The sequence below is a fragment of the Brevundimonas sp. P7753 genome (assembly GCF_013386595.1).
Classification (GTDB): Bacteria; Pseudomonadota; Alphaproteobacteria; order Caulobacterales; family Caulobacteraceae; genus Brevundimonas; species Brevundimonas bullata.
On the sequence record NZ_JACARP010000044.1, the window covers coordinates 21,103 to 36,293 of the forward strand.

Consider the following 15,191-nt stretch of genomic DNA (forward strand, 5'->3'; position numbering starts at 1 on the left):
GCCTTTCCTAAACATGGATTATTGCGGCTAGACTATAATACAGACAAGATATAAAAATCTATGTTTCATTAAATCGGGAACATTGTATCAAATGATGATTTTTGCTTGGTTGCCGCGTCTCGATTAAAGCTTTTGAAAGCGGAGAGTTACTTTCACTGTATTTAGTTGTTGCTAAGGGGCGCCGATCTCTGTCGTCGCTTCAATGCTCTCGCCCCGCCCGCCACAGGGTCTGGGTCAGGGGCTCCAGAAGATAACTCAGGGCGCTGCGCGAGCGCAGAGGCACCAGGACCTCGGCGGGCAGACCGGCGCGCAGGCCCGTGTCGCCTCTAATCTGGCGGATCTTGTCCAGTTCAGCGGGCGGGACCACGATCTCGATCTCAAAATATCGCGCGCCTGTGCGTTCGTCTTCGAAGCTGTCGGCGGAGACGCGGGTGACGGCCCCCTCCAGAATGGGCAGGTTGCGTTCCTGAAGCGCGCTGAAGCGGACCTGGGTCTTCATTCCGACGCGAAGGTCGTCGGCGTCGGTCGGCGCGGCCTTGGCTTCGACCACCAAAGCCCGATCCTGAGGCACGATCTCCATGATGGTGGCCCCGGCCGCCACCACGCCGCCGATGGTGAAGGTCGTCAGGCCCACCACCTTGCCCCCGGTCGGGGCGCGGATGATGGACCCCGCCACCTGCTCGCGCATGGCGTCCAGCTTGGGCTGGATCTCGTCCAGACGTTGCTGAAGTTCACCCAGTTCGGTGGTGATCTCCTCAAGCCGTATCCGGTCCAGCGACACCATCTGCAGGCGGGTCTCGCCGATGGCTTCAGAGGTGCGAGCGGTATCGGCGCGAAGCGCGCCGTACTGGCCGTCCAACTCAGAGACGTTGCGCTCCATGGCCCGGATGCGGTTCACGGCGACGAAGCCGTCTGGAAGCAGGCGTTTCATTCCCTCCAGTTCCTCGCCCAACAGTCTGGACTGCTCGCGGTTGGAGCCCATCTGGTGGGACAGGCCGCCGATCTGTTCGCTCTGCTGGCGCACGCGTTGCGACAGCACCGCTCGCTCGGTCTGGATCGAGGCGCGCCGCGCCTTCAGCAACTGCCGCTGTCCGGCCAGGGCCTCTTGAGCCAGGGCGACGTCCGCGGCGGGCAGGTTGGCGAACTCGGCAGGTTCGGTCAGTTCGCCCCGCCCGTCGCGCTCGGCGGCCAGACGGGCGCGCCTCGCCAGCAGCGAGACCACCTCGCTGGTCATGGCGCGCTCTGACGCCACCAGTTCCGGCGTGGCCACGCGCAGCAGGGGCTGGCCCGCCCGGACGGTTTGACCTTCGGTGACATAGAGGTCGGTGATGACGCCGCCGTCCCTGTGCTGGACGACCTGTCGGTTGCCCGAGACGGCGACAATTCCGTCGGCCATGGCGCCGGCGTCCAGCGGCACGAAGGCCGCCCATCCCAGCAGACCTATAAAGAAGGCGCCGGAAAGGATGAAGCCGAGCCGGGCCTCGCGGTGAGGGGCCGCCAGACTGGCGCGGCTCATGTCGGTCGATGAAGACTTTGGGCGGGGCAGGTCCTGCATGGCTCTATCTCGGCTTCATGTTGACGACATTGTCGCCGGCGCCGACCGCGGCCAGCGCGGCGCGGATGTCGGCCTGGGGGCCCTGACGCTCGATCGTACCGCTGTTGAGAACGGCCAGGCGGTCGACGTTGCGCAGCACCGACGACCGATGCGCCACGATGAGGATGGCCGCGCCGCGCGCCTTGGCGGCGTCCATGGCGTTGCGCAGCGCCAACTCGCCCTCCGCGTCGAGGGCGGCGCTGGGTTCATCGAGAATGAGGATGCGGGGATCGCCGTACAGGGCGCGGGCCAGGGCGATACGCTGGGCCTGACCGCCCGACAGCCCCTTGCCTCCGGCGTCGAGCATGGCGTTGTAGCCGCCCGGCAGATGCAGGATCATCTGGTGAGCGCCGGCCATCTCCGCCGCGGCCACGACCTTCCGGTCGATCGCTTCCTGGTCGCCGTCGAGATCGCCGGCGAAGCGGGAGATGTTCTCACTGATGGTTCCGGCCATCAGGCTGCTGTCCTGAGGGAGATAGCCGATATGGCGGGCTAGGGCCTCGGGGTCCCAGTCGGCGTAGCTGGCCTCATCGATGCGGATATGGCCGCCGTCCGGCGCAAGGGCGCCCGCGACCACGCGCGACAGGGTGGACTTGCCTGCGCCGGACGGACCGATCACGCCGAGGATGTCGCCGGGAACCAGCCAGAGCGACACCGAATGCAGCAGAAATGCCGTGCCCTCGGGGTTGCGCACGCTGACGTTTGCCAGTTCGACATAGCCTTCCGGCGGCGGCAGGATCAGGGTGTCGCGGACCAGGGGCTCGGTATTGGTCAGTAGGGTCTTGAGCACGCCCAGGGCCTGACGGGCCTGGACGATGGTCGGCCAGACGCCGACTGTCTGTTCGATCGGCTGAAGGGCGCGGCTCAGCAGCACCGAACCGGCGATGATGGCGCCCACCGAGATCTGACCGCTGACGGCGAGCCAGGCGGCTGCACCCAGGGCCAGGGATTGCAGCGCCATGCGCGAGAACTTCACAAAGGCGGTGTAGCGGCTGCCGGTCAGTTGCGCCTCGACCCCGCCCTCCAGCGCCTGGGTCCGGGTCTCCAGCTGACGGGCCACCATGGCCCGGCGCATGCCCAGGGCGCGGACGACTTCGGACATGCCTACGGCGGCGTCATGGGCGGCGTGGGCGTTGGCGGTGGCGCGGTGGCTTTCCCGGGCGCCCTTGCGGGTGCTGCTGGCGTTGGCAAGGGCCAGCCCCGTCAGAACGCAGCCGCCGACGATGATCAGTCCGCCCAGCAGCGGGTGGATCATGAAGGCCACTATCAGGTAGATCGGGGTCCAGGGCACATCCATCAAGGCGATGGCCGCCGGTCCGGCCAGGGCGGTGCGCAGGGCGTCGAAGTCCCGCATGGCCTGGGCGGTCGAGGGCTCGCCCGGCGTCAGCCGCTTACGGATCATCAGGCGGTCGAGGATTTCTCCGGCGAGCAGATTGTCCAGCCGCAGCGCCGCCCGGGTCATGATCCGGCTGCGCATGGCGTCCAGCGCCGCCAGGGTCGCCAGGGCTATGCAAACCAGGACGGTCAACCAGAGCAGGGTCAGGACCCCGCTGGTGGGCACCACCCGATCATAGACCTGCATCATGTAGATGGTCGGGGCCAGATAGAGGATGTTGACCAGGGCGCTGAAGAAGGCGGCCAGCCAGAAATAGCTTCGGCACGCCGTTAGCGCATTGTCGAACGGCTTGGGGATGTCGCCCAGTACGATCTTCACAGTCACGTCTCCCTACCGGAGGCGCCGGCCGCGCCGAGGCGCGCGGCCCGGCGGAGATCACCCGAAAATGTATCCGTCGTCATCGTTCCGGTCGCTCTCGAACATGACGGCGTCGAAGAGTTTGAAGATGTGATGGCCGGGTTCTTCGTTCAGGCTTCTGAACTTCAGGCCCCCTGGCGACCAGTCAGGCCAGGCTTCGGAAATCCTGGACCCGAACGGCCGTCCGTGCGGGATGACGAAGTCGTCCGCATCCGGATCGATCATGCTCGACAGGGGGACCTGCTTTCCCATTTCTCCGGTGGGCAGAGAGGCTTCGTGTTGCGTCGCCGGAGCGAGGCCGGGCGAACCGTCGAGGATGAAGGCGGTCGGCGTGAGGCTGCCGCTTGCGACCCCGTCCAGCAGCAGGGTGCGTCCGCCGATCGTCACGCTGGCGCCCGATCCTGCCGCGCCTATGGCGACCATTGAAGCGAAGCTTGCCGCGGTCACGCCGAGGCCGCTGAGGTCGATCCTGTCCGTCCCGACCTTGAAGTCAGTGATCCGGTCGCCGTCGCCGAAGGCGAAGACGTCGTCGCCAGAACCGCCGGTCAGGACATCGTCGCCGGCCCCGCCGTCCAGGCGATCATCGCCGGAACCGCCGCTCAGATGGTCGTCGCCCGCGCCGCCCTTCATGACATCGTCGCCGGAGCCGCCATAGAGGAAGTCGTCGCCGTCGCCGCCGGTCAGGGTGTCGTCGCCCGACCCGCCGTTCAAGGTATCGTCGCCGTCGCCCCCGACCAGGGCGTCGTCGGCGGAACCGCCGCTCAGAACCTGGTCCACGGGCGGCGTGACGGGAACGACGACGGGGGGAAGGCCGGTGTCGACGCCGTCATCATCGTCATCATCATCGTCGCCGCCGGGCTGGCCCGTATCGTCGTCGTCATCATCGCCGGGAGGAAGCGTGCTGTCGTCATCCTCCTCCTCCTCATCATCGCCGGCAGGCGGCGGCGGGTTCGGCTGGAAGATGTGCTCGGGCAGGTTGGTCAGCCCGGTGTTGCGCATGATGATCTCGGAGAAGGTCAGCGCCTGCCCGTCGTTGAACAGGGAGTCGTCGAAGATCTCGAGATAATAGAGCCGGTCGCCGTGCTGCAGCCGGTTCAGCTGGTCCAGGAAGATGTAGCCGAAGGTGGAGCCGAGCTGGCCGTGGCGGGGCTTCTCGGACAGGCCGCCGACCCACAGGTCCATGCTTGCGAAGCCGTCGGGGTAGGCCGTCTTGAGCTGTTGCAGGGCTTCGTTGGACAGGCCGTTGCGCGCCTGGAAGTCCGCCCAGCCCGTATAGGGAAGCAGGCTGGCGTCGCCTGTCTTGGCGTAGAGCTGTTCGCGAACGGCGTTGAACGGCGGGATGCCGACGTCGCGTCCGCGGAAGATGTTGAGCGCGGCCAGATCCAGCGGCCTTCCGACCAACTGGTTGCGCAGGGCGTTGACGATATCGACGTCGATAGCCTCATGCGGGGTCGCGGCGGCGCCGAGCAGCAGTGCGTCCAGGCCGATGCCGGCGAACGTCGCGGGGTTCAGGAAGGCCTGCACCAGCGAGATTTCTTGGGTCGTTCCGTTGGCGTCCACATAGCTGACGGTCTCGTTCTGCATGGAGTGGCCGAAGCGGTAGGCCGCCTGGGCGAACTCCAGCGAGATGGAGGCGTCCACCGTCGGATCATAGCCCTCGAAGCCATGCTCATCGTCGTCGTCCAACCCGCCAGCCATGGCCTGGGCGAACTCGGTGAAGACGACCCGCTGATACTCGGCCACGTTCATGATGCGCGCGGCTTCGAAATACTGTTCTTCGGTCCAAGCGCCGTTGGTCGATTCCTTGAGCCGGTCGACCCAGTGGTTGTGGTTGCGCTCCCAGATCGTATGGACCGAGAGCAGCATGACGTTCTCGTTGCCGCGACCGTCGCCGACCACGTAGTAGTGGCCGATAGCGTCCAGATCGAGCACAGGACCGGAGCCGGGCACGGTCTTGTAAACGGGCACGAAGTCGATCAGCAGCGGCTGGCCTGTGCCGTCGTAGTTGCTGATGTCCTCGGCCGTCAGTTCCTGACCGCCGGTCATGATCCGGTAGTTGGCGCGGATGTCGTCCAGCGTCGGCAGGTTGGCGCGGCCCGTGGCGTCAGGCGCTCCCCTCAGCAGATAGGCAGTCTGGAGCGGTTGACCGTCAGGGCCGACCACCCATTGCCGCAGCAGATCGGTGATCGCCTCGTGAGAGCCGTAGGCCTGGTTCTGGTCGACGAAGGGCGAGGTGTTATTGAGGTACTGGGCCGGGATCTCGTCGCCCGTGTTGGGCACGCCGTCGGGATCGACGCCGGTCTCGGGCACGATATTGGCGCGCGGCGCCGAGATCGGGAAGGAGGGCGACCCGATCGGCATATTGCCCGGCGCGCCCTTGTTGATGAAGTCCAGGCCGTGGTCGAAATACTGGCCGAAGGCGGTCAGCAGGGCGGTGCCGCCGAAGGCGTTGGGCGCGCTCTCCTCGAAGCCGTCGCCGTCATTGTCCTGGTTCGAGATCAGGTCGGAGATCTGACGGGGCGTCAGGGTGGTCTGGCGCACGCCCGAAGCGCCGTCGGTATAATAGGGGTCGGTCAGGCGTATGAAGGGCTGGCTGGCGTTGGCCAGATAGGGATTGGCGACATTATTGCCCAGGCCTGAAGCATCCCGGACCAGGCCGTCGCGCACCATCTGCAACAGATCGCTGAAGTCCTCTTCGTCCATCGGCAGGTTGAAGGCGCTGTTGGACGGCGGCAGGACGACGCCCTCGGCGGCCAGGCTCGGCGTGCCGAAGTAGGTGATGGTGTGAGCGCCGCTCGCCAGCCGAATGCTGCCGTCTGGATTGTAGGTCTTCACGTAGTCTCTGAACGCCTTGCCTTCGGCCAGTTCGATCACATCCTGGGGCCGCAGGGCGCCGACAATGGTGTCGTTGCCGCCGTTGGAGCGGAGGACGACGCGGTGCGCGGACTCCATGCCCGTGATGTCGAGGGTGTCGCTGCCTCCGCCGTCATTGATGGTGATGGTCGAGAAGCTGAGGCTGGTCGGGTTGAAGTCGCCACGAGTGGTGACGGTGTCATTGCCCAGGCCGGTGTTGATGATGATTTCCTCGATATTGTCGAGCTCGGCGATCACCGCGCCATTCCGGGTCACGACGATCTCGGTCTCAGGGCGCAGACCCAGGATGCCGTCGGCCTGCGCCGCGACGCGGGAATAGACGACGAAGGCCTCGGCGGTATTGTTGCCGGTGACCGTGAAGGTGTCGTTGCCCAAGCCGCCATCGACGAAGTCCTGGCCGTCGCCGGCATTCCACAGAATGGTGTCGTCGCCGCCGCCGGCGAGGATCACGTCGTCACCTTCCGCCGCGTCGAAGGTGCTGGCGGCGTCATTGCCGATCAGGATGTTGGCCGCATTGGTGCCGCCGATGACGCCGGTCACGTCCCGGGTAAGCGTCACCGTCGCCGTGTCCGTGGCGTTTCCGGCGCCTGAGCCGTCATTGCCCGTATAGACGAAGGACCCGCCGGCCCCGCCCGTGTCGGTCACGCTCACGACGCCGCCGGCGCGGGTGGCCGTGAGGCCGTTGGTGTTGCTCAGCCCCGTGACGGCGATGGTGTCGCCGTCGACGTCGACGTCGTTGCGCAGTAGCACCCATTCAGGGATTACGAAGGACCCGGTCGCGACGTTGGTGATCACCGTGTCATTGTTGACCGCCGGCTGGTCGTTGACCGCCACGACGTTGACCGTGGTGCGGGCGACCTGGCTGGAGAGGAAGCCGTCATTGACGCTCACCTCGATGACCCGGTCGACCGTGCCGGGGTTCTGCGAGGTGTTGCGGAACTCGACGGCCTGAAGCGCAGCCTGCCAGTTGGCGATGCTGGGTTCATTGCCGGTCAGGGTGACGATGATCTGGCCCGGAACAGAGGTGTCGATCGTGCGGGTGATGTTCCCCGGCAGGTTGACCGGCACGTCGAAGGCGTCGCCCGCCTGGGCGTTGGTCAGGACCACGCGCGCCGAGACGATCTGTTCGTCCTCGACGATCAGCGGACCGGAGGCGATGCTTTGATCGGCGCCGTTCTCGGTGAAGGTGGTCTCATAGTCCCGGTTCGCCGACTCCGTGAAGCTGATGGTCAGATTGTCGATGTTGACCGTCTCGGTGGCGGCGGAAATGCCGGAGGTCACGAAGCGGATGAAGGCGTTCTGGGTGAAGGGGCCTTCGAGCGCGATGTTCCTGTTCGCATTGCCGGTCGTGCCGGTGATCTGGTCGATCTGGACCATCGCCGCTTCGGCGCCGTCCCGCGAGAAGAAGACCGTCACGGTCTCTCCGGCGTCGAGGCCGTTCTCATCCACCGAATAGGCCACCGAGGCCGACAGCTTGCCGCCCAGTTCGACGGTCCGCTGGATCTGCGCGCCATCGCCTTGAGTGAACTGCAGGACGTTGTTGTTGCCGCCGTCGATGCGGATCTGGCCGGTGGTGACGCCGCCGCTGTCGTTGGCCTCAACCCAGTCAGGGTTCCAGGGCGCGCTGCCCGTCGAGGCGCCGAGGTTCGCGGTGTTGAAGTTGTCCGCGTACTGCCGAATGACCTGTTGCAGGAATAGCTCCGGCGGCGAGAGGCTGACGTCGCCATCGGCGAAGCGCAGCACCTCGATGTTGCGGATGGTGTCGGTCCCGTCGGACACGCGGTTCTGACCTGTGGCGGGATCAATCGCCCCGATGGTCTGCGCGCGGTGGAAAATGGTCACGGAACCATCAGGGTTCGAGGTGATGTCGTAGTTGGCGCGAACGTCCCAATAGACGGCGACATCGTCGCCGCTGTCGTCGTGCTGGATCTCGCGCACGATGTGGAGCTGGCTGGGCGCAATGGCGCGATCGAGCATCCAGACCGAAAGGGGTTTGGTCACGCCGTCCAGCGTCACATTGTCCTTGAGGCTGTTGATCGTGGCGATTTCGGCGCCGGCCGTGTCGCGGATCGAGATCCGCACGTTGAGCCAGGCGTCGCCATCGATCACGTCGTCGCCGCCGCGGCCTTCAATGACGTCGCTGCCGCCGCCGCCCAGCAGGATGTTCCCGCCGACGAACACCGATTTCACTTCGCCGGTGCTGTCCGCCCAATAGGGGCGGGTCGTCATCAGATTGGGGGTGATGATCTGGTCGAGGCCGGCGATGCGGTCGATGCCGGCCTGGTCCAGTTCGTGGCCGGTCATGTCGCCCTCGGCGCCGGCGAGGACATTTCCAGCGTCTGTCGGCGCAGCGCGGTTGTCGCCCCAGAGCCGGTCATCCTTGTTCCAGCCGGAAAGGGCTTCGACGGCGTCGAAACGGTCGCGCAGGATATCGGCCTGGTCGGTGGTGAAGATCGGTTTCGTCAGATCCGAGTCGGCCGCAATCGCGCTGCCTTTGTGGATCGCCCAGTCGAAGCCGAGCATGCCCTCGTTGCGCATGACGCTTTCGCCCTGGACCATGATGTCGTCGCCGGACTCGGCGTCGAAATCATGCTCGTCCGAGCCCGCGAACATCACGTCGTGACCGATGATGGTGGAGTTGAAGAACAGCTCGGAATTGTCGCCGGCGGTGGTGTCGAAGCCGCCGCCGCCCTCGATCCAGTCGTCGCCCTCGTTGCCCATCAGGAAGTCGACGGCGTCGCCGCCCAGGATGAAGTCGTCGCCCAGGCCTCCGAACACCTCCGTGTCGTCGACGCCGACGAAGAAGACGTCCTTGCCCGAGCCGCCCATCAGGATGTCGAGGCCGTTGGAGTTGGCGATGACGTCGTCGCCCCCTTCGCCCTTGAGGAAATCGCCGCTGTCGCCGCTGTCGGTGATGATGTCGTCGCCGTCGCCGCCGTTGACCAGGTCGACGCCCGCGCCGGATTCGATGCGGTCGTTGCCGGCACCGCCCCAGATGGAGTCGTCGCCGAAGTCGGTGATGATGGTGTCATTGCCGCTCGTGCCGCCGACCGAGGCGTGTTCGCCGCCGGTGAAGCGCAGGAAGTTGGCTTCTACAGCGCCTGTCAGGGGATCGTCGCGCTGAACCTTGCCGCGTCCCATGCCCTCCAGCACGGGATCGTTGCCGAGCGGATCGAGCCCCAGTTGCATCGCGGCGTTGACCTCCAGATAGAAGTCATAGTTGGCGAAGACATTGACCCCGAGGTGGCGGTCGATCACGTCGTCGCCGGTGCCGCGAATGCCGTCGGGCCCAGGGTCGGCCAGGGCGGAGTTGCTCATGATCAGCTTGGCGAAGGCGTTTTCTTCCAGCTGGTTGAGGAAGTTCAGCCCCTGGGTGCGGGTCAGGTAGTAGAAGCGGTCGCCGTCCTGCAGGTTCTCCAGCTGAGCCTCGAAGACGGCGTTGAAGGTCGAGCCCAGCATGCCGCCAAACGGCATCTTCTTTTCGGCCAGACCCCCGATCCAGAAGTCGATGGCGTTGACGCCGGTCGCCGCGGCTGGACCGTTCAGCCAGGCGATCCGGGCGGCCCTGTCGGACAGGGATTCGCCTGCGACGCCGAACACGAGATCCCAGGCCGCCGCCTGCTTGGCCGCCGAGGTGGTCGCGGCGGTGATGCTGGCGTGGACGCCATAGGCGGCGATGAAGTTCACCACCGACAGGGGGTTCTTCAGGTTCGCGGCGAAGTCGACCCAGTTCTTGTAGGGCTCCAGGAAGGTTGAGCTGGTCGCGGCGTAAAGCTGGGCGCGGGCGTCGTTGAGCGAGGGAATTCCGGCGTCACGACCGCGCGCGATATTGATCGCCGGCAGGTCCAGCGGCAGGCCCAGCAGGTTGTTGCGCAGGGCGCCGGTGACGAACTCGTCGATCTCGCTGCCGCGCACGCGGGTCATGCCGGCGATTATGGCGGCGGTAGCCTCGTCCGCTGTACCCAGGGCGTTCATGGCTCCGGGGTTGAGGAAGGCCTCGATCAGTCCGATCTCGCTCTGGGCGCCGGTGTTCGCATCCACCAGGCTGATGTTCTCGGTCAGCATGGAGTGCCCGAAGCGGTAAACCGTGTGGGCGAACTCGGCGAAGATGGAGGGGTTGATGTCGGTGGTGCTGTTGAAGACGATGGGATCGATCAGGGGCTGCACCTGACGCGCGAACTCCTCGAACACCAGGTGCTGGTACTGCATCTCGGTGGCGAAGCGCGCCGCCTGGAACAGTCGTTCACCGTCCCAGTTCAGCGTGTTGGCGAAGGCCAGTTGATCCAGGGCGGACAGGGAGGCGAAGTTACCGGGCAGTCCGGGGATGTCGGTGGCCAGCCATTCGTTGATGAAGGCCATGTCCGCCGACTGCAGGATGGTCAGCTTCTGGGCTTCGACCTGCCGGTTGTGTTCTGAATGGAAGACGTGGTGGACGGCCGTCAGGCCGATGTTTTCATTGCCGCGTCCGTCGCCCGTGACGAAGTGGGCGTCCAGGAGCTCGTCGTCATAGGCGACCTTGCGGCCGCGGAAGTCGGCGGCGATGGTGTTGCCGGCCACGTCGTCGCCGTCGGCCTGGACGACCAGGACGCCGGGCGTCGAAGGATCGCCGTCGGCGTCGTAAACCGAGCCGGGGACTGCATTGTGGGCGATGTCGTCGAGGAAGGCGTGAGAGGTGCGGACCGGGCCGAAGTAGTCCACGCCGTTAATGGTCACAGGCGTTGTCGCCATGGCGATCAGGTTGATGGGGTTGGCGGCGGTCCCCGAGATAACGATGTCATCGCTGGTGTTGGGCACGCCATCAGCGCCGATGCCGACGATGACCTGGGCGTAGCCGGTAGTCGGGTCGGGGATGAAGCGGCCATAGGGGTCGGTGCGCAGCAGGGGGACGTTGAAGACGTCCTGATCGCTCAGTTCGATGCCCAGCATGGTGCGGGCCTGGGCCTTGACGTCGGCCCAGGTGCTCAGGCCGCCGTTCGCGCCGTCCAGCAGGTGGCCGGTGGCGACGGTTCGGCCGTTCACCGTCGCATATTCACGCAGGAAGACCTGATGCGACGGGTGGGATGTATAGGTCTGGTTCTGGTCCACGAAGGGGGTGGTGACATTCACCGCTTCCTGGGCCGTATCGTCGGCGGTGCCCATGATCCCATCGGCGCCGGGGCCGGCCACCGGGGTGGCGCGGGTCAGCACCATGAAGGCGTTCTGCGCAGAAACCTCGTCGCCGGTGCCGGGAATGCCGTCGGCTCCGTGCGTGCGCAGCGGGTCATCGGGCGCCAGGGGGATGTAGATGGTCCCGTTGCCGCCCTTGGTGATCAGGTCCAGCCCATGATCGAAGAACTGGCCGAAGAAGGTCATCCAGCCGTTGAAAGGCGCGCTGAGGCCTTCATCGGCAGCGACATTGGGAATGACCAGCGAGCCGTTCTCGGCCTCCAGCCCCTTGGCCTCGAGCACCAGATCGAACTGGGCCTGGGCCGCGTCGCGCGCCGTCTGTTTCGCGGCTTCGTCGAGGCCGGCGTCGGCGTTGATGGCGACAATCGTGCTGATGAGGGTGGTGTGGGCGGCGCGCACCACGGCCAGGTCGCCATAGACGTCCGCCGAGCCGGCAAAGGTCAGGGCGGCGACGATGGCGGCCGGATTGTTGAAACTCATGTCGGCGACAAGGTTCGAGATCAGGCGCGGGTCCGCGTCCGCGACATTGCCCGAGTGCCCGCCGTTGACGCCTGGCGTCGGCGTGCCGACCGTGCCGTAATCGTTGTTGCCGACGGTCTGGCCGCCGCCCAGCGCCATGCTGTCGTCGCCCTCGTTGATGAAGTTGGGGTTCAGCAGCCTGGGCATGGGCTGGTTGGACGCGCCCCAGAGTTCGCGGCCTTCGATCAGGTTGTTGTAGCTGCCGTCCACCGTACGCAGGCCGAACGGCGTCTTGGCGTCCGGGATGGCCAGGGGCAGGGTGGGGTCGAAGCTGGCCGAGGTGTACCAGCTCCGGTCGGTGATGACCCGACCGTCGGCGTCCAGACGGATCTCCGTCAGGGGCGTGCCGTTGGCGTGCGCCTCGGCGATCTTGATCTGCTTCAGGATGAATTCCAGATCATGTTGAACAAGCGCGACCATCTTAGCCTCCGGGGCGGAAATGCCTGGGGGAGGGCCGTTGGTGATCTGGGCTCCGCGCATGATCGATCAGGTCGCTCGATGCGCCGGGGCGGAGACAGGCCTCCCGTTCCAGCGACTATCGGCCGATCGCCGAGGGGCGTCGATTTGGCCAGGCGGACTAGGCCTTCGGGGTTGCGCGCCAAGACCCGGCCGTTCGGACTAGCACCTCTGTATTAGTCTCATGGTCGCTCTAGCCAGCCCGCCAGGGTTTGACCTCCGTGCTAAAACGAGAACGGCCCCGAAGATTGCTCTTCGGGGCCGTTTCCAATTTTCAGTGCGGAAGGATCAGTCGTTCTTGCCGAAGACCGATTCGGCGGTCGGCTCGGCGCCGGGGCGCACGCGCTCTTCGGGGACGAACTCGGGCTCTTCCGGCTCGGCCTGGATCGATTGCAGGGCGGCGCCGCCGTTCTTGGCGTCGTCCTTGGCCTTCTTGTCGGCGGCCTTCTTGACGATCTCGTCCAGTTGCAGCTGACCGATCAGGCCCAGGGTCACGGGATCGACCGGCTTGATGTTGGCCGAGTTCCAGTGGGTGCGGTTGCGCACGGTTTCGATGGTGGACTTGGTGGTGCCCAGCAGCTTGGCGATCTGGGCGTCGGTCACTTCCGGGTGGTTGCGCACGAACCAGGCGATGGCGTCGGGGCGGTCCTGACGACGCGACACCGGCGTATATTTCGGCGCGGTCTTGGACGGCTTCAGCAGCTCGGCGTGGCGGCTGACCACGGCCTTCATGCGGTAGTCAGGGTTGTCCTGCGCCTTTTCCAGTTCTTCGCGCGTCAGCTGACCGCCCGTGACCGGGTCCACGCCGCGGATGTCGCGCGCCACGTCGCCATCGGCGATGCCGCGCACTTCCAGCGGGTGCAGGCCGCAGAAATCAGCGATCTGCTCGAACGAGAGCGAGGTGTTGTCCACCAGCCAGACCGCGGTGGCCTTGGGCATCAGGATGTCGGTCATGGGGCGTGCGTCCCGGCGTTTGCGGCCCGAAAATCGGGCGTTTGAATCGACGGCGCCCGACCTTTCGGCCGGGCGCTGAGACTTCTGTATAGGCGCTTTCGCGATAAAAGAAAACGCTGTCCGAATGACACGTACAGCAAAGGTTCATCGAGAATGTTGAACAGTCGGGCTTGTGGTGCGTTGTGCGCCAAAGGATCAGGAAGGACACCTCCATGAGACAGTTCGCGATTATCGCCGCCAGCGCAGTCATGGCCTTTGGCGGCGCCGTCACTGTGCCGTCGGGTTCGGCGGAGGCGCAGGCTCAGGCGCGGGGCGCCCCACGCGGTAGCTATGCGCAGAGCTGCACAGGCTCCTACGTCAATCAGGGGCGACTATACGCCGATTGCCGTGACATGCGCGGTCAGATGCGCGAGACCTCGATTGAGCTGGCGCGTTGCTCCAGCAGCGATATCGCCAACGACAACGGCCTGTTGGTCTGCCAGGGCCATCGCGGCGACTATGAGAACAACGGTCGCCCCGGCGGCGGCAATCGTCCGGGCTGGCCGGGCGGCCCCGGTGGCGGCAACGGCGGCGGTTGGGGCAACACTTCGATCACCGTCTATCGCGACGCCAACTATCGCGGCCAGTCGATGACCTTCCGTCAGGAGGTTCCGAACCTGCGCAACAGCGGCCTGAACGACGCCATCAGCTCGATGCGTCTGGGTCGCGGCAGCTGGGAAGTCTGCGAAGACGCCAACTATCGCGGCCGCTGCCAGATCATCGACGGCGACGTCAGCAATCTGGGCCGTACGGGAATGAACGACCGGATCTCCTCGCTGCGTCCCGCCCGTCGCGGCGGCAACTGGTAAGCAAGTTGAAACGGGAGGCTTCGGCCTCCCGTTTTTTTTGGGCGGCTCAGACCGTTAGGACGATCTTGCCGACGTGGTCGCCGGTCTCCAGTCGCTGATGCGCGGCGGCGGCCTGGTCCAGCGGGAAGGTCGCCTCGACCTTGGCGCGAACCTTGCCGGACGCGACCCAGGGCCAGACCGTCTGTTCGACGGCGGCGGCCAGGCGGGCCTTTTCGTCCACTGGGCGGCTGCGCAGGGTCGAGCCGGTCAGGACGATTCGTTTCAACATGACCCGCATCAGGTCGATCTGGGCCAGGGCGCCGGTCAGGGTGGCGATGACCACCCATCGCCCGCCGGGCTTCAGGGCGTTCAGGTTCAGTTCGGCGTAGGCCGCCCCCACCATGTCCAGCACCACATCGGCCCCGCCCGCCGCCTTGATCTCGGCCAACAGGTCGACGGCTGTGGCGTCCAGGCTGACGTCGGCGCCTAGGGCCAGGGCGGCTTCGGCCTTGGCCGCGCCGCGCGAGGTGGCGATGACGCGGGCGCCCGCCGCCTTGGCCATCTGGATGGCCATGACGCCGATGCCGCTGGTGGCCCCGTGGATCAACAGGGTCTCGCCCGCCTTCAGCCCGCCGCCCTCGAAGACGTTGGTGAAGACGGTGAAGACGGTCTCGGGCAGGGCCGCGGCCTGGACGAAATCGAGACTGTCAGGAACGGGCAGGGCGTGCCGGGCGTCGACCACGGCGTAGTCGGCGTAGCCGCCGCCGCCCAGCAGGGCGCAGACTCGGTCCCCCAGCTTCCAGCGGGTCACGCCTTCGCCCAAGGCCTCCACCTCGCCGGCGACCTCCAGGCCCAGAATGTCCGAGGCGCCCGGCGGGGCCGGATAGTGGCCCAGCCGCTGGACGATGTCGGGCCGGTTGACCCCTGCGGCGCGCACACGGATGAGAATTTCACCCGGCGCCGGTTCAGGTTGGGGGCGTTCGGCCAGGCGCAGCGCCTCGGCGGGACCCTTGCCGCCTTCGATTTCGATGACCCGCATGATGTCTCC

The 15,191-nt window shown here is 66.1% G+C and carries 6 protein-coding genes; 1 reads left to right on the top strand and 5 read right to left on the bottom strand.

Annotated features, from left to right (window positions below; translation table 11 throughout):
• Window positions 1-199: 199 nt before the first annotated feature.
• The 4 genes from HX774_RS09770 to HX774_RS09785 all read right to left on the bottom strand — a co-directional run bounded on the left by HX774_RS09770 (window position 200) and on the right by HX774_RS09785 (window position 13,316).
• Window positions 200-1,555 carry an HlyD family type I secretion periplasmic adaptor subunit gene (locus tag HX774_RS09770; RefSeq protein ID WP_178826396.1) on the bottom strand — a complete coding sequence of 452 codons (1,356 nt, stop codon included), beginning with the start codon at window positions 1,553-1,555 and terminating at the stop codon, window positions 200-202.
• A gap of 4 nt (window positions 1,556-1,559) precedes the next feature.
• Window positions 1,560-3,308, bottom strand: a complete 1,749-nt coding sequence (locus HX774_RS09775; protein ID WP_178826398.1) for a type I secretion system permease/ATPase — start codon at window positions 3,306-3,308, stop codon at window positions 1,560-1,562.
• A gap of 57 nt (window positions 3,309-3,365) precedes the next feature.
• Complete coding sequence (locus HX774_RS09780; RefSeq protein WP_178826400.1) at window positions 3,366-12,326, bottom strand: peroxidase family protein; 8,961 nt, start codon at window positions 12,324-12,326, stop codon at window positions 3,366-3,368.
• Window positions 12,327-12,650: 324 nt separating this feature from the next.
• Window positions 12,651-13,316 (bottom strand): DUF1013 domain-containing protein, encoded by a 666-nt coding sequence (locus HX774_RS09785; protein WP_114818696.1) that lies wholly within the window; start codon window positions 13,314-13,316, stop codon window positions 12,651-12,653.
• A gap of 212 nt (window positions 13,317-13,528) precedes the next feature.
• Between HX774_RS09785 and HX774_RS09790 the strand changes: the two genes are divergently transcribed.
• A complete protein-coding gene (locus HX774_RS09790; RefSeq protein WP_178826402.1) occupies window positions 13,529-14,164 on the top strand; it encodes a beta/gamma crystallin-related protein in 636 nt (211 codons plus the stop codon).
• Between the two features lie 46 nt (window positions 14,165-14,210).
• On the opposite strand, the gene HX774_RS09795 is transcribed toward HX774_RS09790, so the two are convergent.
• Window positions 14,211-15,182 (bottom strand): NAD(P)H-quinone oxidoreductase, encoded by a 972-nt coding sequence (locus HX774_RS09795; protein WP_178826427.1) that lies wholly within the window; start codon window positions 15,180-15,182, stop codon window positions 14,211-14,213.
• Window positions 15,183-15,191 lie beyond the last annotated feature (9 nt).

Coding starts and splice junctions, on each gene's coding strand:
- HX774_RS09770 (WP_178826396.1), bottom strand. CDS start 1,555: ATGCAGGACCTGCCCCGCCCAAAGTCTTCATCGACCGACATGAGCCGC.
- HX774_RS09780 (WP_178826400.1), bottom strand. CDS start 12,326: ATGGTCGCGCTTGTTCAACATGATCTGGAATTCATCCTGAAGCAGATC.
- HX774_RS09785 (WP_114818696.1), bottom strand. CDS start 13,316: ATGACCGACATCCTGATGCCCAAGGCCACCGCGGTCTGGCTGGTGGAC.
- HX774_RS09790 (WP_178826402.1), top strand. CDS start 13,529: ATGAGACAGTTCGCGATTATCGCCGCCAGCGCAGTCATGGCCTTTGGC.
- HX774_RS09795 (WP_178826427.1), bottom strand. CDS start 15,182: ATGCGGGTCATCGAAATCGAAGGCGGCAAGGGTCCCGCCGAGGCGCTG.